Annotated in this window: 16 protein-coding genes; 6 read left to right on the forward strand and 10 right to left on the reverse strand. The window is 47.1% G+C overall.

Annotation, left to right across the window (positions count from 1 at the left end; genetic code table 11):
• Positions 1 to 9 precede the first annotated feature (9 nt).
• Together WH43_RS13225 and pdxR are read right to left on the reverse strand one after the other, a co-directional pair.
• Positions 10 to 723 (reverse strand): DUF445 domain-containing protein, encoded by a 714-nt coding sequence (locus tag WH43_RS13225; protein ID WP_053425080.1) that lies wholly within the window; start codon positions 721 to 723, stop codon positions 10 to 12.
• Positions 724 to 1,043: 320 nt separating this feature from the next.
• Positions 1,044 to 2,492: a MocR-like pyridoxine biosynthesis transcription factor PdxR gene (pdxR, locus tag WH43_RS13230; RefSeq protein ID WP_053425081.1), complete on the reverse strand. Its 1,449-nt coding sequence runs from the start codon at positions 2,490 to 2,492 to the stop codon at positions 1,044 to 1,046.
• Positions 2,493 to 2,583: 91 nt separating this feature from the next.
• Between pdxR and WH43_RS13235 the strand changes: the two genes are divergently transcribed.
• The gene (locus tag WH43_RS13235) at positions 2,584 to 2,979 is read left to right on the forward strand and encodes a GNAT family N-acetyltransferase (RefSeq protein WP_053425082.1); all 396 of its coding nucleotides are present in this window, start codon (positions 2,584 to 2,586) and stop codon (positions 2,977 to 2,979) included.
• Positions 2,980 to 2,984: 5 nt separating this feature from the next.
• Entirely contained in the window at positions 2,985 to 3,593 is a 609-nt protein-coding gene (locus WH43_RS13240; RefSeq protein WP_053425083.1) for an FMN-binding negative transcriptional regulator, read from the forward strand.
• 149 nt (positions 3,594 to 3,742) lie between these two features.
• Here WH43_RS13240 and WH43_RS13245 read toward each other — a convergent pair whose 3' ends face one another.
• Positions 3,743 to 3,931, reverse strand: a complete 189-nt coding sequence (locus WH43_RS13245) for a hypothetical protein (RefSeq protein WP_053425084.1) — start codon at positions 3,929 to 3,931, stop codon at positions 3,743 to 3,745.
• A gap of 263 nt (positions 3,932 to 4,194) precedes the next feature.
• On the opposite strand from WH43_RS13245, the gene WH43_RS13250 reads away from it, so the two are divergent.
• A complete protein-coding gene (locus WH43_RS13250) occupies positions 4,195 to 4,620 on the forward strand; it encodes a hypothetical protein (RefSeq protein WP_053425085.1) in 426 nt (141 codons plus the stop codon).
• A gap of 69 nt (positions 4,621 to 4,689) precedes the next feature.
• Here the strand turns inward: WH43_RS13250 and WH43_RS13255 are convergent, their stop codons facing one another.
• From WH43_RS13255 to WH43_RS13275, 5 genes are all read right to left on the reverse strand, one after another.
• Positions 4,690 to 5,562: a 3-keto-disaccharide hydrolase gene (locus WH43_RS13255; protein WP_053425086.1), complete on the reverse strand. Its 873-nt coding sequence runs from the start codon at positions 5,560 to 5,562 to the stop codon at positions 4,690 to 4,692.
• 257 nt (positions 5,563 to 5,819) lie between these two features.
• Complete coding sequence (locus tag WH43_RS13260; RefSeq protein WP_053425087.1) at positions 5,820 to 9,059, reverse strand: S41 family peptidase; 3,240 nt, start codon at positions 9,057 to 9,059, stop codon at positions 5,820 to 5,822.
• A gap of 106 nt (positions 9,060 to 9,165) precedes the next feature.
• Complete coding sequence (gene ltaE / locus WH43_RS13265) at positions 9,166 to 10,242, reverse strand: low-specificity L-threonine aldolase (RefSeq protein WP_053425088.1); 1,077 nt, start codon at positions 10,240 to 10,242, stop codon at positions 9,166 to 9,168.
• Between the two features lie 181 nt (positions 10,243 to 10,423).
• Positions 10,424 to 10,771 carry a hypothetical protein gene (locus WH43_RS13270; RefSeq protein ID WP_053425089.1) on the reverse strand — a complete coding sequence of 116 codons (348 nt, stop codon included), beginning with the start codon at positions 10,769 to 10,771 and terminating at the stop codon, positions 10,424 to 10,426.
• Between the two features lie 202 nt (positions 10,772 to 10,973).
• Positions 10,974 to 13,139 (reverse strand): prolyl oligopeptidase family serine peptidase, encoded by a 2,166-nt coding sequence (locus tag WH43_RS13275; protein ID WP_053425090.1) that lies wholly within the window; start codon positions 13,137 to 13,139, stop codon positions 10,974 to 10,976.
• Between the two features lie 250 nt (positions 13,140 to 13,389).
• Between WH43_RS13275 and WH43_RS13280 the strand changes: the two genes are divergently transcribed.
• Together WH43_RS13280 and WH43_RS13285 are read left to right on the forward strand one after the other, a co-directional pair.
• Positions 13,390 to 14,487 carry a dienelactone hydrolase family protein gene (locus tag WH43_RS13280; RefSeq protein ID WP_152342855.1) on the forward strand — a complete coding sequence of 366 codons (1,098 nt, stop codon included), beginning with the start codon at positions 13,390 to 13,392 and terminating at the stop codon, positions 14,485 to 14,487.
• A 180-nt stretch (positions 14,488 to 14,667) separates the two neighbouring features.
• On the forward strand, positions 14,668 to 16,065 hold the full coding sequence (locus WH43_RS13285; protein ID WP_053425092.1) for an alpha-amylase family protein: 1,398 nt from the start codon (positions 14,668 to 14,670) through the stop codon (positions 16,063 to 16,065).
• A 70-nt stretch (positions 16,066 to 16,135) separates the two neighbouring features.
• Here WH43_RS13285 and WH43_RS13290 read toward each other — a convergent pair whose 3' ends face one another.
• A complete protein-coding gene (locus WH43_RS13290; protein ID WP_286049737.1) occupies positions 16,136 to 17,032 on the reverse strand; it encodes an AraC family transcriptional regulator in 897 nt (298 codons plus the stop codon).
• A gap of 237 nt (positions 17,033 to 17,269) precedes the next feature.
• Here WH43_RS13290 and WH43_RS13295 point away from each other — a divergent pair, with 237 nt between their 5' ends.
• Positions 17,270 to 18,808, forward strand: a complete 1,539-nt coding sequence (locus tag WH43_RS13295) for a S10 family peptidase (protein ID WP_053425094.1) — start codon at positions 17,270 to 17,272, stop codon at positions 18,806 to 18,808.
• 82 nt (positions 18,809 to 18,890) lie between these two features.
• On the opposite strand, the gene WH43_RS13300 is transcribed toward WH43_RS13295, so the two are convergent.
• Complete coding sequence (locus WH43_RS13300) at positions 18,891 to 19,307, reverse strand: DUF4174 domain-containing protein (protein WP_053425095.1); 417 nt, start codon at positions 19,305 to 19,307, stop codon at positions 18,891 to 18,893.
• Between the last annotated feature and the right edge of the window lie 387 nt (positions 19,308 to 19,694).

A 19,694-nucleotide genomic window follows, 5' to 3' on the forward strand; every position in this document is an offset into this window, starting at 1 on the left:
TCTAAGCCATTAAATCGCAGGGACAATACTACTTAACAAGCCAATCAAGGCCCCAAACACACCGCCCCATACCACCAACCAGCCTAAATGCTGACGGATCATCTGTTGCACTATGTCTTTGACCATCGCAGGCGTCAGCTCCGCTAAACGAGCTTCTACTACAGCAGCAATTTTAGGTTGCAGCAGATCAATAGTATCACCCTGATGCAGCTGATTTTTAATCTGCTGTTGTACGTCCGGACTGTCCGCCAGCTCAACTAAAGAACGACTCAAATTTTCAATAAAAGGTTGTTTTAACGGCACTAACATCTGAGCACCACCAAACATAGCCAGCATGCCACCCAAAGAGGACTTCTGCACAGTTTCAAGCAGGGCATCAAAGGCTGGAGACAAGTCGATAGCTTCAATCACCGGAGCAAGTTTTAAGCTCACGGCGTCCTGTTCATGCTGCTCTGCAAGTAAACGTTGCAGATTTTCTTTGCTAAAGAACTGCCCCATGATCAAATCATAAATGCCCTGTTTAAATTCAGTAAAACGCGCCGGAATGACGCCTGAGCCATACAGCAGTGGCACTTTTTCAAACAACATATGAATAGCCAGCCAGTTGGTTACGGCCCCTGAAAATGCGAACAATCCCATAGCCCATAACCAGGGCAGCGCGAAAAACCAGCCACAGGCCATCACTATCAAAGACAATAGATTGGTCAAAAGACTTTTATTCATCACAACTCCAACTCATTCACTCAAATGGCGGCGATTGTAATCAGTGTACAGCAGAACAACAAGAGAGCTGAACACAGTGCGGGGTTCGTCTGGTTAGTTTGCCAGGTTCAGGCCAGGCTTGAGTATTAGAGCGGTAAGACCGCAATCCCCTCCAACATCAGTAGTACAGCTCCGGTTATTACAATAAAAAGCCCAAGCCACTGTCGGGTGGTTTTGATCAATTTGGCGGCTGCATTTTTTTGCTCAGGTTTTATCATCAGATGTAACAGCGTAAATAAACAACTTAGATGATAATAATTCCCATTTGCAAATTATGCAATCTATTCCAGTTCACCAGCATCTTTGTAGCAAGGCACTAGCAGTGCAATCAACTTTACAGCCACTATTAACTGCTGCTCCGTGGTATGAGCAAGCCCTATGACTAAACCTGTACGCTTGATACCTGAAAACACATAACGACTTAAAGGCTGTATTCTGTAACCGCGCTTTACCAGTTCAGCAGTTAATTGTTGATCCGCTATGCTGTAAGGAAACTCAATACACAGATGTAAGCCTGCATATCGAGCATGCAAGATGGCGTCGGGTAAAAACTCTCTGATCAGGTTGAGGCAATACTGTTGTTTGTGCTGATACAACTGCCGCATTTTCCGTAAATGCCGGCCAAAATGCCCCTCCAGTATAAAATCTGCAGTCACGGCCTGAGGCACTAAAGCCACATCACCATACAGAGCCTGCAGTAAAGCTGCCGCTTTAGGCATCCACTGTTGAGGCAGCACCAGATATCCCAACCTCAGTGCAGGAAATAAGGTTTTACTAAAGGATCCGACGTAAATCACGCCCTGCCCCTGAGCTAACCCCTGTAAACTGGCAATAGGCCTGTGTTTGAACTGAAACTCACTGTCGTAATCATCTTCGACCAATACACAATGTTGTTGTCTCGACCACTCCAATAACTGTAACCGCTCTGTCAGCGGCATAATGCCACCCATAGGGTATTGGTGGGCTGGGGTGACAAACAAAGCTTTGCAGCCCTGAAGCTGATGCAGTGCTGAGGTTGCAATCCCCTGATCTGAACTGGCATCAATGTAGTGAATGTCGGCTTCGGATAACTGCAACGCCTGATGCAGACGCGGATAGCCCGGTGACTCCATCGCCACTTTATCTCCGGCTTTGCTGACTAATTTTGCTGCGACAAACAAAGCGGCCTGAGCACCGGGTGTGATCAGAATACTGTCCTCGTCACACAACACCTGACGAGACTGGCGCAAATAATCTTTCAGTGCCTGACGTAGTGGCAAATACCCCATCACATCAGCCATACCCGCCAAGGCGGCTCTGCCACTGTGACGCTGAGTCAACTTTTGCCACAACGCAAAAGGAAAAGCAGCTAAATCCGGCACTCCTGGTTGCAACAAACCAGATGCAGGTCCGGACTTCAGGCGGATGCCATAATCAAACAGCTCCATCTCGGTTTCGGCAGCTTTGAAAGGCCCACTGCTGGCCTGAAAAAACTGATCAGGAGCTGTAGATACAATCAGATAACCTCGCCCTGGTTGTCCTTGCAGATAACCTTCTGCGACTAACTGCTGTAGCACCTGATTAATAGTGTTGCGGCTTAGATTCAGTTCATTGGCTAACTGCCGGCTGGATGGCAACAAGGCACTGCTTGGCCACTGCGCCGTTAATAGCTTTTCGCGCAGTGCCTGATACAACTGTTGTTGCAAAGTCCCCTGACCGGACAGGAAAAAACTTCCAAGCTCAATTCGCAAACTGGATCTCTCACTTTAACAAAACTGGCACTTTCAACAGGACCAGTTTAACGATAAAACAGCAACCAACACAAGCACAGGAGGAGTTTGCATGCTGAGTTATCAAGTAGAGTCCGGTTTTGATCTGGAAGAAATGCTGGCTTTATATAAAGCCTCTGGCATTAACAGACCCATAGACAATCCAAGCCGGATGGCGACTCTGCTAGCCAGCGCCAATTTATTGGTGACTGCACGGCAAGAGGGCAAGTTGGTGGGCTTAGCCCGCTGTATGACGGACAAAGCCTGGGTGGTTTATATCTGTGATTTGCTGGTGGATAAAAGCGCGCAACATCAAGGCATTGGCAAAGAATTATTACGTCAGGTGCAACACGTCACAGGACCTGAAGTACAGCAGTTGTTGCACAGTGCGCAAAGTGCAATGCGGTACTACCCCAAAGTCGGCTATCAGTTATGTCACAATGCCTTTGTGATCAAAAGAGAACTCTAAAAATCATGTATTTGCCTAAACATTTTCACACTGACGATCAGCCACAGATCCAGGCTTTTCTGCAGCAAAACTATTTTGGTTTACTGCTCAGCAGCAAGCCGGAACTGCTGTACAGCCCTCTGCCTTTTTTATTCGACTGGCAAGAGCAACGACTTACGGCTTATTGTCACCTAGCCCGCAACAATCCACAGTTAAAGCAGCTTGATCAACAGCAAGTACAGGTTGTGATTATGGGCCCACATGCGTTTGTCGCCGCTGACTGTTATGACGAAGAAGATGCGGTGTCCACCTGGAACTACAGTCTGGTGGAACTCAAAGGCACAGCCTTTACCTTGAATACGGAGCAAACGCTGGATTTAGTGCGCAGGCAAGAAAGTTTTTCTGCGCCAGATCTGCAGCAAGCGGCTGAGTATCAACAAAAGCTGGTGCATGCTATCTGTGGCGTGCGGATCGATGTCAGCAGTTGGCTTGGAAAAATGAAACTATCGCAAAATAAATCTGCCGCTCAGCGGCAAAAAGTTGGTGATTATTTGCAGGCCACAGAGCAACCACAAAGCGTCTGGCAACTGATGCAGCAACTGAAGTTGTACCAAGCTGACGGAGCACACCCGTGATCACCCGCAGTGATACTCAGCAGGCAAACGCCAGATGTGCACAGTGGTGAACGCCAGGACACAGGCAAAATAGCGGGAGTAGCAGGGTTATGCTTTAGCTACCCCTGCTTTAGCTCAGTGCGGGCAGATGTCCTGCAGCGCTTAAAAAATCAGTTGTAGCCGAGCTCAGCGCAATGCTCAACCGCAGTTTCACGACGTTTTGTGTTTACAACGTCACTGTCGTCATCCCGCCAAATCAGGCTTAATGCTCTGCGTTCCTGTTGAGTTAATGCTTCGTTGATGGTTCGGGCGCTGTAGTCATAGGGTTGCGCACTTTGCTGTTGTTTGATTGCACTCATAAGATGCACTCCTGTCTTCTTTTGGTTGACACTGCCGGGTAAGGTTCGGACTTCCCAACAGCAGGCGAATTGCAAGCCTAACCTACGAAAAATGAGCGCTGGCTGAACTGAATCTTTACTTTTTCACTCAGAAGATTTTTCCAAATCGGCCTCAAGATACTTTTTCAATACCAGTAAGCTACCGTTCATTTCGCAAAGATAGACTGCCGCCGTTTTGTCACTCCATGACATCAGATACAAAATCCAACAGAGGTTGACTACCAATGAAAATGAAAGTAGCGCTCACAGCGCTGGTACTTACTGCGGCGTTCACAGCCACAGTGCAGGCGGGCGAATTTATCCCGGCGGCAGGTTTTGGTTCACAGTATGGCGATTTAGGCGGTAAGTTTATCTATCGCGAAAACAATATGGCTCTGTATGTCGGTGTCGGCGTAAATGGCGCTGCTGTCGGTTTTCATCTGGCGCCATCGGTCAGCAGTCAGCACGTTTTTGGTGCGCAGTATGCGTCAGAGTCCGATGTATTTGATGCAGATAGTTTGCTGCTGGCGACTTATGACTACCACTTTAACGGCTTTAATGGTCGAGGCTGGACTTTAGGTGGCGGCTTAGGCACTGCAGAGCATCAGAACGGGCGTCGTGAAGGCGATAACAAAACCGTGGCGGTATTGAACGTCGGATACAAATTCTGACCCCTAGTTCGGCCACAACTTTTCTCAAATCAAAGAGGCTGCCTGTGGCGGCCTCTTTTTGCTAAAACATTACAAAAACAACCGGGCATACTCAGCTGGCATCTGATCAAGCGCTTTGATTTGCACGTCTTTGTAAAAAATTTCTGCTGCTTCACTTTGCAACTGAATTTTACCTTCGACTAAAGGCTTGGTTTTACCGTCCGGTGTAACATACCGGGAATTGCGCAACACCATCACCACATGACCATTGACGATATGCAGACTTTGGCCTTCAAAACTAATCAGCTCCAGCGTATTCCACTGCCCTGCTGGTTTTTCATGGTTGTCTTTACGTAAGACAAACCCCTGCAACTCTTCGCCTTTACCGACTTTCAGAAAAGGCTGAGTTTCATCAGCTACCGCATTCATAATGGACTCAGGCATAAAAGCGCGCACATCAATAGCTGAATTGGCCTGTTGCCAATAATCGCCATTATGACCTTCCATGATCTGAAATTCCTGCGACATCATCCAGGAACGGAAATACTCCTGCCCATGTTCGCCTACAGCATGATACAAAATACCGCTGTCTTTGAGTTTATTCAGGCGAGGTGGCCACTTTTTATCCCCCCAGCGAAACTGCAGTTTTAAGTGGTAGTTTTTGTAAGAGTTTTTACTGGTGACAGCACCATAAATTTCACCGCTGACTCGAAGCACAGGCTCATTATTTTCCTCAAGCATGGTAAATACTTTGTATAAATCGTTGCCTGTATTTAAACCTATAGGCGCAATAGGTTTACCCTGCTCATCTTTGGGCACTGAACCATCGTACGACTCTTTGTGTTTATAACTTAAGTAGGTATCCCACTGACTCAAATTTTTATCCAGCAAAGCCTGCCAGTCGGCTGCCAGCGTGGCATAACTACAAAAGGCGACAGAAAAACACAGCAGTTTAAGTTTCATGACTTTTATCCAATAATGAATTATTTCAATTGGATACCAGTTAAACCGAAAAATGTAAAGCGCTTACATCCAACGGCAGGACAAAAACCCATTACGTTTTTTCGTAACCTGCTTTCTCCCCCATTTTGAGTTTATACCCAAGTAACCTGGAATATCAGGGAGGCGACAACAGCGTGAGACCCCAGTCACATAGTTTACCTATGTGACTGGGGTCTCACGCTGTCAACAAAGCTGCAACTTCAAGTACGACGGGTATATTACCAGCTTAGCTTTTGTGCATCTTTGGCTATGCCGGGTTTTACGGGTTCGGCTTTCAGTTCTGATACGGCTTTTTCCTGCAACTGTTTTTGCAACAGACTGATGGCATAAGATAACTGTGCATCCTGGCCGTTAAAACTGGCATAAGGCAGGTTGTCGACCCACACATCAGGACTGACACCCCGGCCTTCGATGATCCAGCGGCCGTCTCTATCAAACTGTGCTGTCTCTGCAACCCGTGCCACGCCCATATCAGCCAATAAGTTACGGCCCGACAACCAGACGCCGGCACCCGCAGTTTGTTGTCCAACTACCGGACCCAACCCTAAACTTTTCACACCAGCGGCAAAAGTTTCGCCATCTGAATAGGTCAGAGGATCGGTCAGTACCACCAACTGGCCACGGAATGTCTGTTGCATATTGCCATAGGCTTTGCCCTGAGTGGGTTGCCAGAAGGCCCAAACCCTACGTAACAGCTTTTCAATCACCCAGCTGTCGATATTGCCGCCTCTGTTACGGCGCACATCAATAATCAAACCGGGTTTATCCACGTTGGCATAAAACTCACGGGCAAAGTTGCTAATATCGCCGGCGGTCATGGCGTACAAATGCAAATACCCCAGCTGTTGTTGACCTTGCTGCTCTACCTGCTGCTTTTTCTGCTGTACCCAGTGCTGATACCTTAATGTTTGTTCTTGTTGTGGGCTGACGGGGACTACCACTTTTTTAAAGCTTTTGCCGTCGCGCTCGAACTGCAACAGTACTTGCTGACCTTGTTGCTGCTGTAAGGCCTGATGCAGATCCAACACTGTAGCGACCGCTCTACCGTTCACAGCCACTACACTATCGCCTGCTTTGAGTTCCACTCCAGCGCTATTGAGTGGACTGGCTACAGCAGGTAAATCCGGGTCTGTCTGATAAATAGTCTGCAGCATCAGTTTGCCATTACGGCTGATAAATTCAGCACCAAGGCTGGCGGCTTTGCTGCTTTCACTGGCTTTGGCATAATCACCGCCTCGCACTTGCGAGTGCAATACCGACAATTCACCAATCAGTTGCGCCAGTACATCATCGAGCTCAAATCTGTCTGTCACTCTGTCGACTAGAGGCTGATAACGCTTTTTGGTACTGCCCCAATCGACACCCCGCATAGCTGGGTCGAATAAAAATTCACGATGCATCAGCCAGGCATCATGAAACATTTGTTGCCATTCAGCTTTAGGCGTTAGGGTCAGGCTGATTTTATCCACCGCCCATGGTTCGGCGTCTTCACCCTCCGGCGCTTTGGCTGTGGCTGAACCTAAGAAAAACCTGTACTGACCAGGTTCGGTTTCATAGCGTAAATACAATGACTTACCATCAGCGCTGCTTTGTACATCCCTCACCTTACCGGCAAAGCTCAGCAGCTTTTTATTGTCTGGTTCAATTTTTACTGCTCTGACAGCCCCTGCATCGCCGCTGTATTCAAACTCCTGCAGATACAAATAATCGGCCCCGGCCTGTAGTTTTTGATAATTGCCGGCCGCTACTGGTACTTGCCATAGCTGGCCTGGTAAATTTTCAAATGCGATGGCTTTAGCTTGTCCTTCTAAGCCTGTCGTCAGCTCGGTTTCAGCTGCGAATGGGAATACAGCTGTGCTATTGAGTGCATAAGCAAACACCTGCGCCCTTTTATCAAAAGCCGGCCCCATATTGCGATCGCCCCATGGGCCGCCCGGGGTGGGTTTTAATTCACGTTCAGATAAAAAATACAGCCAGTCGCCATCGGGATGAAAAGCAGGGCTGTAGGAGTTGTATTTATCTGTGGTCAGTAATTTGGCTTGTTGCTCTTTGATGGAATACAAACCAATTTGCTGACGACCCACGCCATCTTTTTCCGTGGTAAAAGCCAGTAAATTACTGTTTTTATTCCAGTTTAAATCGCTGTAAGGGCTTAAACCTGAACCACTTTTATACAACAACTGATTTTTGCCAGTGCTGACATCCAGTAACCAGAGCTGGCCTTGTTTATCATCATGCGCTACATAACGCCCATCTGGGGATAAGCTTAAATTCCAGCGAAACCCCCGACCATCTTTAGTCAGCTGTTTACCCTGGTCCGAACCATCGGCAGCATATCGCCAGATTTCCGGTTCACCGGACTGATCGGAAATCAAATACACCCACAGACCATCCTGACTGACAACAGCACTGCGGGCTCGTGCTGTTTCAGGCACTGCCAGCTCGACTATACGCTGAGGCGCCTTGGATAATACCTGCACTTTGCCACGCAGGGTTAATACCAACTTTTGTTTAGCGAAGCCGACTGAATCGGATGTGAGATACTTTAAAGGCTCACTTAACAGACGCTGACGTTGCTGTGGTGAGTCCGTGACCAATACCGGAGCCTGTCTGCTGCTTTGGCCTGAGGCTAAATCCAGCAACTTGATATCAGCGCCCAGTTGATACACCACTTTGCCCTGATCCATACGAGCTGAGCGAACTGCAAAATCCTGATGGCTGGTCAGCTCTTTCAGTTCGGTGGATACCGGGTCATAAGACCATAAATTCGGATTACCGCCCGCATCACTGACCAGTACTAACTTACCTTGCCAGATCATAGGGTGACGTATTGACCCCTGATGATCAGCCACCAAACGTTCAGCTTCACGTTGTGAGCCCAGTTTCCAGCGCCAGAGCTGACCTTTAGCGCCGCCCTGATACTGACGGGCGTTATCCCCCGTTAATTGCAAGCCATAACGGATAAAGTAGACATAACCGTTTTGTTCATCCAGCACAGCTTCAACGGCGTCCAATAGCGGTAAAGTTTCGGTCTGCTGAGTGTCCAAATCGAGCAATTTCAGCACCCAGCTGTTTACAGGCCCTGTCATGGCATCTGTGCTGTACAACAATTTGCCGTCCAGACTCCAGCCTTGTAATTTCACTTTGGCATTGAGCGCAGTCAGACGCTTTGGCGCACCGCCCGCTAACGCTAAATAATAAATATCCGGCGTCTCATCATAAGCCGCTACATACACCACAGCTTTGCCGTCCGGGGTAAAAAGTGCCTGAGATTCTTCAGCAGCATGCGTAGTCAGGCGTTTGGCCTCGCTGCTATTGACAGAGCTTAGCCATAAATCACCTTCTGCGGTGAACACTAGTTGGTTTTGCTGCAGTGAAGGCGAGCGATAATAAGCTGCATCGGCATAACTGCTGGCAAAAAGTGCAGCAGTCAGACAAGCGACGAAAGTGAGTTTCATAGATAGCCCCGGATTTTCTGTTTTTACTTTTGGGTTGTTTGTTTTACCTTAACAGCTTCAGCAAAGAAAAACAGAGCGGGCCATCTCAGAAATCAGCGGCTTAGTCTTAGCCACTAAAGCCTTGCACCGCCGACAGTGCATGCTGAATATCCGCAGCACTGATATCCAGATGTGTGACCCAACGCACTCGCTTAAAGTGCTGATCGGCTTTATTGTAATTACTGCTGGTTAATTGAATGCCCTGCTGTGCCAAATAAGCCAATAACGGCTCCGCGACATCAAGCGCTATATCGGTAAATAAAATATTGGTATTGACCGATACCAGCTCCAGTTTGCCTTTTAGCAGCGGATGTTCGGCTGCTATCCGCTGTAAACCTTCGGCCAGTTGCTGCGCATGCTGATGATCCTCCGCCAGACGATCTATGTTATGTTGCAGCGCATATAAACCAGCTGCAGCCAGCACACCAGCCTGACGCATGCCGCCGCCGAGCATCTTACGCAGCCGTCTTGCCTGCTGAATAAAAGCCTGATTCCCCAACAACAACGAACCAACAGGGGCGCCCAAGCCTTTGGATAAACACAAAGACACTGAATCAAAACCAGCGCACAGCGCTTTGGCTTTTTGTAGTGGGTTTGAGCCATCTGCTGTGGCTAAAGCCACAGCAGCATTCATCAGTCTGGCGCCATCAATATGGCAACTTAATCCCAACTCTTTAGCTAAAGCAGCCACTGAATTCATATAAGACAAAGGCAACACTTTCCCGCCTGTGGTATTTTCCATCACAATCAATTTAGTACGGGCAAAATGTGGATCGTCTGGTTTTACTGCAGCGCGGATATGTTCAAGCGCTAGCGTACCATCAGGCTGATGTTCAATAGGTTGCGGCTGAATAGAACCTAATACTGCCATGCCACCACCTTCCCAGCGATAGGTATGCCACTGTTGCCCTACTATGGCTTCATCACCGCGCTGGCAATGTGCCATCAGTGCTATTAAGTTGGTTTGGGTACCACTGGGCGCAAATAACGCCGCTTCAAAACCTAAAAGTTCTGCGGCATAACGTTGCAACTCATTGACCGTCGGGTCGTCCTGAAATACATCGTCTCCTAAAGGCGCAGAGAGCATAGCGGCTTTCATTGCTGCTGTAGGCTGGGTGACTGTGTCACTGCGAAAATCTGTCATCGAGAGTCTCCATTGAAGTTAACCTCATCAGAGCGCAGAAGCGAATTCTGTTCAAGTACAAAACGACAGTTTGAATAAGAACTGCGAAATAAAAATACAGTGGGGCACTCGAAAAGCAGCCGCAACAAAAAGCCCGGTAAAAACCGGGCTCTGTTTTAACACATGGTGTCAGACGCTGAGGTTATTCAACCGCCTGTTCACGGTGAATAGGTGATAAACCTCTGGCGCGATAATCTACAGCGTCATCCAGTTCAAAACCTGTAGCGACCCAGTTTTTCGCTTCATCAGCACTGAATTTCTGTGCTGACCACTCTGTTGCAGACTCCAGGTTAAAACCTGCAGTTTTCCAAAGGCCTGCGGCTTCTGAATTAAAACCACTGGCTTTCCACTGCTGGGCAACTTCTGCAGTAAAGCCACTGGCTTGCCAGCTTTGTATTTCAGTTTGTGTCATATTGCTCCAGTTATCCGGCACAGAGCTACAACCTGCCAGCGAAATACCCAATACAGCCACTGCTAACCACTTCTTCATACGATATCTCCTGTATCTGTGACTCTCAAGGAGTCCGTCTTGCAAACGGCGACTGAACTCACACAACAACCCCGCTAAAACGGCGACATAGTAATGCAGCAGTATCGCTTTGCACAGGGCCAGAGGTGTAAAAAAACCAGAGTCCCCAGACTCTGGCTGTTCTCAGCGGATAGAGGACCCAACATCATTGGGTCGCCTCTGTTTACTGCTTAGGTAACTCTTTTACACCCATATTAAACAGGGTGAAACCAAAGATATCTGCAGCTAATTCAATCTGCTTGGAGACCGGCACACCAGCACCATGACCTGCATTGGTTTCAATGCGGATCATCTGCGGGTTAGGTCCTGTTGCTTTAGCCTGTAGTTCAGCAGCAAACTTAAAGGAGTGCGCTGGTACTACGCGGTCATCGTGATCGCCTGTAGTCACAAGAGTAGCTGGATAAGCCACGCCTTCTTTGACGTTATGCACTGGTGAGTAGCCTTTGAGGTAATCAAACGTCTCTTTGTTTTGCTCAGACGTGCCATAGTCGTAAGCCCAACCTGCACCAGCAGTGAAGGTGTGGTAACGCAGCATATCCAGTACACCGACCTGTGGAATAGCCACTTTCATCAAGTCAGGACGCTGCGTCATCACAGCACCGACTAATAAACCACCGTTAGAACCACCACGTATCGCCAGTTTGTTGCTGGAGGTATATTTTTGCGCGATCAGGTATTCACCTGCTGCAATAAAGTCATCAAACACATTTTGTTTTTTCAGCTGAATACCAGCGTCATGCCAGGCTTTACCGTATTCGCCACCGCCACGTAGGTTAGGCACCGCATACACGCCGCCCATTTCCATCCACACCAGGTTGGCCACACTAAAAGCTGGCGTCAGGCTGACGTTAAAACCACCGTAGCCATACAACATGGTTGGGTTGTTACCATCCAGTTGAATACCTTTTTTGTGGGTAATGATCATCGGCACTTTAGTACCATCTTTGCTGGTGTAAAACACCTGCTTCGACTCGTAATCGTCACTGTTAAACTTCACAGCCGCTTTATAGTAAGTGCTGGTTTCGCCAGATTTTGGCTCAAAAGCAAAAGTGCTGGGTGCTGTGTTGTAGTTGGTGAAGCTGTAGTACAAGGTAGTGTCTTTGGTTTTGCCGCCAAAACCAGAGACGGTGCCTAAGCCTGGCAACGTCACATCACGCACCAGCTTGCCTTCGTAGTCGTATTGTTTTATTTGAGAAATCGCATCCACCATGTAGTTGGCGAATAAGAAACCTGCACCTTTGCTGACATCCAGCACGTTTGCGGTTTCTGGGATCACATCTGTCCATTTGTCAGCAGCAGGCGCTGTGGCGTCAACTTTGATCAGTTTTTTGTTGGGTGCATTTAAGTTAGTGACGAAATACAAGGCATCGCCGCGGCTATCAACAAACTCAAAGTCAGCATTGCCTTCAGCATACAAAGTCACGAAAGCGCTGTCGGCTTTGGTTAAATCTTTTAAGAATACTTTGTTGCCAGACGTCGCGTTGGCAGCAGACACAATCAGGTATTTGCCGTCATCTGTCACTACGCCACCAACATAACGGTGTTTTTCCGCATCCACACCACCAAACACCACGGGGTCATCTTTTTGCGCTGTGCCTAATTGATGGTAATACAACTTGTGTTGATCGGTTTTGGCCGACAGCTCACTGCCTTCTGGTTTGTCATAGCTGGAGTAGTAAAAACCTTCATTGCCTTTCCACGACACACCGCTGAATTTCACATCCACCAGAGTTTCTTCAATTGGCTTTTTGGTTTCTACATCAATAATGATAATTTTACGCCAGTCGCTGCCACCTTCAGAAATGGAATACGCCAGAGTTTTACCATCTTCCGAAAAAGACACATCAGCTAAAGAGGTCGTAGCATCGCTGCTGAAGGTGTTTGGATCTAAAAAGACTTCAGCTTCAGCATCGCCTTTTTTACGGTACAAAACCGACTGGTTTTGTAAGCCGTCGTTTTTGAAGAAGTAGGTGTAGTCACCTTCAATAAAAGGCGCGCCTACTTTTTCATAGTTCCACAGCGCTTCTAAACGTTGTTTGATCTGATCGCGGTAACCGATTTGGTCAAGATAAGCAAAAGTGACTTTGTTTTGCTCTTTGACCCAGTTACCAGTTTGTTCACTGCGATCATCTTCCAGCCAGCGGTAAGGGTCTGCGACTTTATTGTCAAAATAACTATCAACCACATCACCTTTAGCAGTGACAGGGTAAGTAAAAGGGTGAGCAGCCTGAGTTTCTGTCATAAGAGTTTCTTGTGTTTTTGAGGTATCACTTGGTTGGCCACAGGCTGTTAATAAAGCCAAAGCCACGGCGCTTAATGCGTATTTCATCTATCCTGTTCCCCGGATTTTGTACCCTTCTTCGTCTGAAACCCTTGTTTCAATGAAGAAGAGGTAAGTGCTAATAAAATTCGTAAGCGAGCATAACAAAACTGTTTACTCAACGCATCCTTTACGATTAACGCTCATCTAGATGCGCTTAATAACTCTGCCTGTTCGTTTTATGGAATTTTCCTCCCTAAGTTCAACCTGAAATTTGACTGTGTTATATGCTAAACAAAATGCAGTTGAGATAGTGACTATGAATAGATTATGTCGGGTGCTTTGGCTGATTTTCAGCAGTGTTTTCGCAGAAGCTTCAGTGACTTTGCCTGCCACACCAGCGCCGACCTACTCAGGTAGCTGGCAGGAACAAACTCCCATCAGAGTTTGGCAACAACAGCAACGTCAGTTTTACCTGGACACCCTGCTGACTCCGGTAGCAGCGACGCTGACGCCAGCAGCGTTGCTGCAACAGGAAGACAGAGGTAGTTACAATGCTGAGCTGTGGCAAATTCCGTTAAGCAGCATCAGTCATAGCAAAGCACTGATGCTCACTCCAAAAAATCAGCCCATCAAAGCAGCGGTATTATTGCTGCATGATCACGGCGCTTATTTTGTCATCGGCAAAGAAAAAATGATCCGGCCTTTTGCAGACTCTCCAGTGCAAAAAGAAGCCAAAGAGTGGGTAAATAAATACTACGGTGGCCAGTTTATTGGAGACGAACTGGCCGCTCAGGGGTATCTGGTATTGGCCGCTGATACCTCAGGCTTTGGTGAACGTGGGCCCATTCAGTACGAACAGCAACAACAACTGGCAGCGAATCTAATCGCAACAGGCTATTCACTGGCAGGGTTAGCTGCCTATGAAGATATGCAACTAGCGAAGTTTTTAGCACAAAGACCGCAGGTTCCTGAAGGAAAAATTGCTGCCATAGGTTTTTCGATGGGCGCGTACCGTGCATGGCAAGTAGCTGCGCTGTCTGAGCATATTCAGGCCGCAGCTGCTATTTGTTGGTTTAATACTTACCAGCAACTGTTGCAACCTGATGCCAATTTAACCAAAGGCCAGTCATCCTTTTATATGCTGCATCCGGGTCTAGCCCGTCAGCTGGATATTCCGGATCAGGTCAGTTTAGCGGCGCCCAAAGCTTTGTATTTAATCAATGGCGGACAAGATCCCTTGATGCCAGTTCAAGGTGTTATTCAAGGGCAGCATCAACTGAAAAAAGTCTGGCGGGCCTTTGGCGCAGAATCAGCGCTTCGCACTGAAATTTGGACTGAAGCACGCCATGAGTTTAACCAGCAACAGCAACAACAAGTCTGGTTATGGCTGGAGCAATGGCAGGCTATGCATTAAAAAATACTATTTCGCACTGAATACGTATGCATTTAATAAACAATTGAGCAACTTTATTTACAAATCAATCAGCCTTTCATAACTTTTATCTGTCACCGGTGTACAAAAAGACAACCACAGACAGGACGAGCAAAAACTCGCCGTCAAAGTGGCCCATTAAAAAATGACAGGGTAAAACGAATGAAATTATCACTACAGACACTGTTAGTGGGCGTCAGCCTGCTATCTGCAAGCCCGGCGTATGCCGATGTAATTTTGCATGCCTTTAACTGGAACTACAGCGAAATCACCGCCAAAGCCACTGAAATTCAGCAGGCCGGTTATAAAAAAGTGCTGATAGCACCGCCAATGAAATCCAGCGGCGAGCAGTGGTGGGCCCGTTATCAGCCACAGGATTTACGCCTGATAGATCATCCACGCGGCAACAAACAGCAGCTGCAAACGCTGATCCAGACCATGACCAGCAAAGGCATTCAGGTCTATGCTGATGTGGTGCTGAATCATATGGCGAATGAAAGCGCTCAGCGCAGTGATCTGAACTACCCAGGTTTAGCAGTACTCAGCAGCTATCAGGCCAACTGGACCTACGTCAATAATCAGAAGCTGTATGGCGATTTAACACAGAACTTTCTGTCCGGTTCAGACTTTCATGCGCCTGGTTGTATCAGTAATTATCTGGACGTCTGGCAAGTACAGTATTACCGGCTTTGTGGCGGTGGCAGCGATACCGGCTTACCTGATTTGGATAATAACAACTGGGTCATAGCTCAGCAGCAAGCCTACTTACAGGCACTGAAAGATATGGGTATTAAAGGCTTCCGGGTGGATGCTGTGAAACATATGACCAATGCCCATATTAATGCTGTGTTTACTCCGGCTTTACTTAGTGGCATGCATGTGTTTGGTGAAGTTATTACCTCTGGCGGCTCAGGCAATCAGGAGTACGAACTGTTTTTAAAACCTTATCTGGACAATACCAGCCACAGTGCTTATGACTTCCCGCTGTTTGCTTCTATGCGCAATGCCTTCAGTTTTGGCGGCTCTATGAGCGTACTGGTCGACCCAGGTGCTTATGGTCAGGCACTGGCATGGAACAAAGCCGTAACCTTTGCCATCACTCATGACATTCCAACCAACGATGGTTTTCGTTATCAGATCATGAACAGCACAGATGAGACGCTGGCTCATGCTTACATTCTGGGAAGAAACGGTGGCACACCAATGATTTATTCGGATCACGGTGAGACGGCCAATTTAGATGGCTACCGCTGGCAGGATTTTTATAAAAGAGCAGATATTAAAAATATGATCCGTTTTCATAACAGCACCCAAGGCAGCGGTATGCAGGTGCTGGGACACGGCCAGTGCTTCCTGCTGTTTAAACGTGACAAAAAGGGCATAGTCGGCATTAACAAATGTGATACGCCACAGGAGTATTGGGTCGATACCTACGCCAACGAGCTGAACTGGTATGTCAACTACACTGATGTGATCAGTGGCAATAGCTTTCAGGTCAATACGCAGTGGTTAAAAGTGACTATTCCGGCCCGCAGTGCACGGATGTGGTTGCAGCAGTAAGCGACTGTGGGTCAGAGCTGTCAGCCCTGACCCACATAGAGGATTTAGCAGCTACACAAGTTCTGAGCCATCAGCTGCCCTGTAAACGCACTCTTTCGATATCAGCTTTAGGTGGAGCACCGAATAATCGGCTGTACTCACGGCTAAACTGCGAAGGGCTTTCGTAACCTACTTTATAACTGGCAGTGGCCGCTTCAATGCCTTCTTGCAACATAATACGGCGCGCCTCATTCAGGCGTAATTTTTTCTGATACTGCAAAGGTGACATAGTAGTCACCGCTTTAAAAGCCTGAAACAAAGCGGACTCACTCAAATGTACCTCATCGGCTAAATCTTTAATTCGCAGTGGCTCATTGAATTTTTTACGGAGTATTTCAATCACTTTGCTGATCCGGTGTCCCTGACTATCCAGCAGCATAAAATCACGTAACTGACTGCCTAAATCGCCTAATAATAAACGGTATAAAATTTCGCGTTTTAATAGCGGATAAAGCACTGGTATATCGGACGGTTTATCTAACAGTTGAACCATACGACTGACCGCAGATAATAAAGCTTCATCCACCCGACCAACCGACATAGCTTTCACCTGATATTGACTACGTTCGACCCTGCCACCTAAATCAATCACCAGATCAGCCAACTCTTTTAGGTCAATAGTCATCTTCAGTGCAAGATAAGGTTTATCGACACTAGCTTTGGTGACTTTGCCGCTGACAGGCACAGTCACAGGCACCAGCAAATAACTTAAGGGGTCATACACCAGCTTGTCATTGTTTAAATACACCTCTTTTTCGCCCTGCAGCATAATGCATAGAGAAGGGTCATAGACCACCGGCGTCACGTCGGTAGTCACTTCGGTGCGGTATAAATGCAAGTCAGGAATCATACATTCTTTAACACCATCAGCAGGCATATGAGACGAAAGCTGGGTTTTGAGTTGTTCAAGTTGCAGTTCAATACTCACTACGTTCTCCTTCACAGATGTTTAAAACCAGTATAAAAGCAAAGCAACAGCCCTGCACCGTTCAAATCAGCCTGCTGGACTTTTAGGCAAGAAGTGCGGAGCAACAGACAAAGCACGGTATCCCAAGTTCAGGTGAATTAGTCTCAACACAGATGGTTATTTTGTGTTTTGTGAGTTAAACAGTAAGCTGAATGACAATCCCCAGCACTATAAACAACAAAAACTAGCAGGAACTCTATGAAAATCAGTCCACTTCTGTTGCTCAGCTTATGCCTGAGTGCAACCAGTTTAAGCTTTGCTGTTCAGGCTGAAGATGCCAAAACTGCAAAAAATGCCAGTGTACAAATAGACGCGGATTCAGTAGTGGTGACAGAACATGAAACCACAGTGCTGGATCAGAATTTCAGTTACAAAGCCTACACTGGCACTCAGCCGGTATGGGATGAGCAAGGCAATCCAACGGCCGCCATTTTTTATACCTATTACGAACGTCAGGATGTAAAAGACAGAAAAAGCCGCCCTTTGCTGATTTCCTTTAACGGCGGCCCTGGTTCAGCATCGGTATGGATGCAAATTGCTTACACAGGCCCCAAAGCGCTGAATGTCGACAGCGAAGGCTACCCGCTGCAACCTTATGGCGTAAAACAAAACCCTTATTCAGTGCTGGATACTGCAGACATCGTCTTTGTAAACCCAGTGAACACCGCCTATTCCCGCGTATTGCCTGGTAAAGATGGCAAAATGCCAAGCCCGGATCAGCAACAAAAAATGTTTTTTGGTGTCAATGCGGATATCAAATACCTGGCCGAGTGGGTCAACACCTTTGTCAGCCGCTACAACAGATGGGAATCGCCTAAGTACCTGATTGGCGAGAGCTATGGCACAACACGGGTGTCGGGTTTAGCTTTAGCGCTGCAAAACCAGCAGTGGATGTACTTAAACGGTGTAGTGCTGGTGTCCCCAACTGAGATAGGTATTAAACGTGATGGCCCTGTTGATGTGGCTAACCGTCTGCCCTACTTTGCCGCCACAGCCTGGTATCACAAAGTGCTCTCTAGCGATTTACAGCAAAAAGACTTAACCGACTATCTGCCAGAAGTCGAAGAGTTTACCCTGAACACTTACTTACCTGCTTTAGCCAAAGGCAACTCTTTACCTCAAGCTGAAAAACAACAGATTGCTGAGCAAGTGGCGAAGTATTCAGGTTTATCAGTCAAAGCTGTGTTGCAAAATAATCTGGATATCAATACCGACTTTTTCTGGAAAGAGTTGCTGCGTGAGCGTGGCCAGACCGTTGGCCGTTTAGACTCACGTTATTTGGGTATAGATAAAAAAGATGCAGGCTCAGAGCCGGATTACAACGCCGAGCTGACGTCATGGCTGCACTCTTTTACTCCAGCTATTAATAACTATCTGAAAAACGAGCTGAATTACAAAACCGACGTGAAATACAATATGTTTGGTAACGTACATCCATGGGACAGAAGTAATGACAATACTGGTGAAAACCTGCGTCAGGCCATGGCGCAAAACCCCTACCTGCATGTGATGACGCAATCGGGTTACTACGACGGCGCCACCAACTATTTTGATGCCAAATACAATATGTGGCAGTTAGACCCAAGTGGCAAAATGAAAGACAGATTAAGCTTCAAAGGCTACCGCAGCGGTCATATGATGTACCTGCGTTACGACGATTTACGTCAGTCGAACCAGGACTTACGTGACTTTATCAAAGCAACTTTACCTAAGCCGGATCAAGCTGCTAAATATTGATCTGACCTTGTTTAGAAAGGACCTTCGGGTCCTTTTTTAATGCCGGGCGCACATCAAAGCATTCAACCACAAGTCACCACACTTAATGCACCATCTCGTTTTGTCGCATCGGCATAGCGTCAATTTCGTTAAATATCGCCTCTAAATCCATACGGTTAAGCAAAATTTTCACGCCACCATCTTTACCTATCAACATAATTTGTCCAGGCTTCAGCCGGTGCCGCGTTCTTGTACTGGCTATAAAATCTGCTGACAACACACCTTGATAATTTGTCTGGATTTCATCTGCACTAAACACAAACCAGATAATATCCCGCTCTTTAATTTCAGTTTTGTTTTGCTCAAAAAGAGTCAATACGCTCTGCTGGTCTTGAAGGTTATTGACCAGAATAATACGTTGCTGCCATTGCAACGCTTCAAAACCGGATAACGGAGTTAGCTGATTGCTATAAGCACAGAGACTAAAACAAAGCTGCAGAATAATGACAAGGTATTTCATACTCACTCCGTCAGGCCGACAACTCTTTTGCTCTGCAGGCTAAATGAGCTAAAGCTCAGCTTTCACTGAGTGAAGCGAAAATAAGTTGCTCCAGTAGGACCAGATCAGCCAGCAGCTCAAGAGGATATCAAGATCCTGGGGTCCATACACCAGTCAAGTTACTGGCATTTACTAACAGAATAGCGACTACTGGTACAGTAAAAAGAGCCATAAGCGATTTAACCAAAAGAACTTGTGCCCTATTAAGTTGTATCATTTGGGCGTTGAACCGTTGGCTTCTTAATCTATAGATTGTTGACACGAGAACCAAGAAAAGGACAAACCACCACACTCTTTGCTCGAGCAGTGGAGTATCATAGGCAACCACGTAAACGCCAGCACAAGAAA

This window comes from Rheinheimera sp. KL1 (assembly GCF_001275035.1).
Taxonomy (GTDB): domain Bacteria; phylum Pseudomonadota; class Gammaproteobacteria; order Enterobacterales; family Alteromonadaceae; genus Pararheinheimera; species Pararheinheimera tangshanensis.

What these genes read in the sequence shown, in the direction of transcription:
- WH43_RS13270 (WP_053425089.1), bottom strand. Translation starts at nt 10,771, where the DNA reads ATGAAGAAGTGGTTAGCAGTGGCTGTATTGGGTATTTCGCTGGCAGGT.
- WH43_RS13280 (WP_152342855.1), top strand. Translation starts at nt 13,390, where the DNA reads ATGAATAGATTATGTCGGGTGCTTTGGCTGATTTTCAGCAGTGTTTTC.
- ltaE (WP_053425088.1), bottom strand. Translation starts at nt 10,242, where the DNA reads ATGACAGATTTTCGCAGTGACACAGTCACCCAGCCTACAGCAGCAATG.
- WH43_RS13255 (WP_053425086.1), bottom strand. Translation starts at nt 5,562, where the DNA reads ATGAAACTTAAACTGCTGTGTTTTTCTGTCGCCTTTTGTAGTTATGCC.
- WH43_RS13275 (WP_053425090.1), bottom strand. Translation starts at nt 13,139, where the DNA reads ATGAAATACGCATTAAGCGCCGTGGCTTTGGCTTTATTAACAGCCTGT.
- WH43_RS13235 (WP_053425082.1), top strand. Translation starts at nt 2,584, where the DNA reads ATGCTGAGTTATCAAGTAGAGTCCGGTTTTGATCTGGAAGAAATGCTG.
- WH43_RS13285 (WP_053425092.1), top strand. Translation starts at nt 14,668, where the DNA reads ATGAAATTATCACTACAGACACTGTTAGTGGGCGTCAGCCTGCTATCT.
- WH43_RS13245 (WP_053425084.1), bottom strand. Translation starts at nt 3,931, where the DNA reads ATGAGTGCAATCAAACAACAGCAAAGTGCGCAACCCTATGACTACAGC.
- WH43_RS13260 (WP_053425087.1), bottom strand. Translation starts at nt 9,059, where the DNA reads ATGAAACTCACTTTCGTCGCTTGTCTGACTGCTGCACTTTTTGCCAGC.
- WH43_RS13225 (WP_053425080.1), bottom strand. Translation starts at nt 723, where the DNA reads ATGAATAAAAGTCTTTTGACCAATCTATTGTCTTTGATAGTGATGGCC.
- WH43_RS13240 (WP_053425083.1), top strand. Translation starts at nt 2,985, where the DNA reads ATGTATTTGCCTAAACATTTTCACACTGACGATCAGCCACAGATCCAG.
- WH43_RS13300 (WP_053425095.1), bottom strand. Translation starts at nt 19,307, where the DNA reads ATGAAATACCTTGTCATTATTCTGCAGCTTTGTTTTAGTCTCTGTGCT.
- WH43_RS13295 (WP_053425094.1), top strand. Translation starts at nt 17,270, where the DNA reads ATGAAAATCAGTCCACTTCTGTTGCTCAGCTTATGCCTGAGTGCAACC.
- WH43_RS13250 (WP_053425085.1), top strand. Translation starts at nt 4,195, where the DNA reads ATGAAAATGAAAGTAGCGCTCACAGCGCTGGTACTTACTGCGGCGTTC.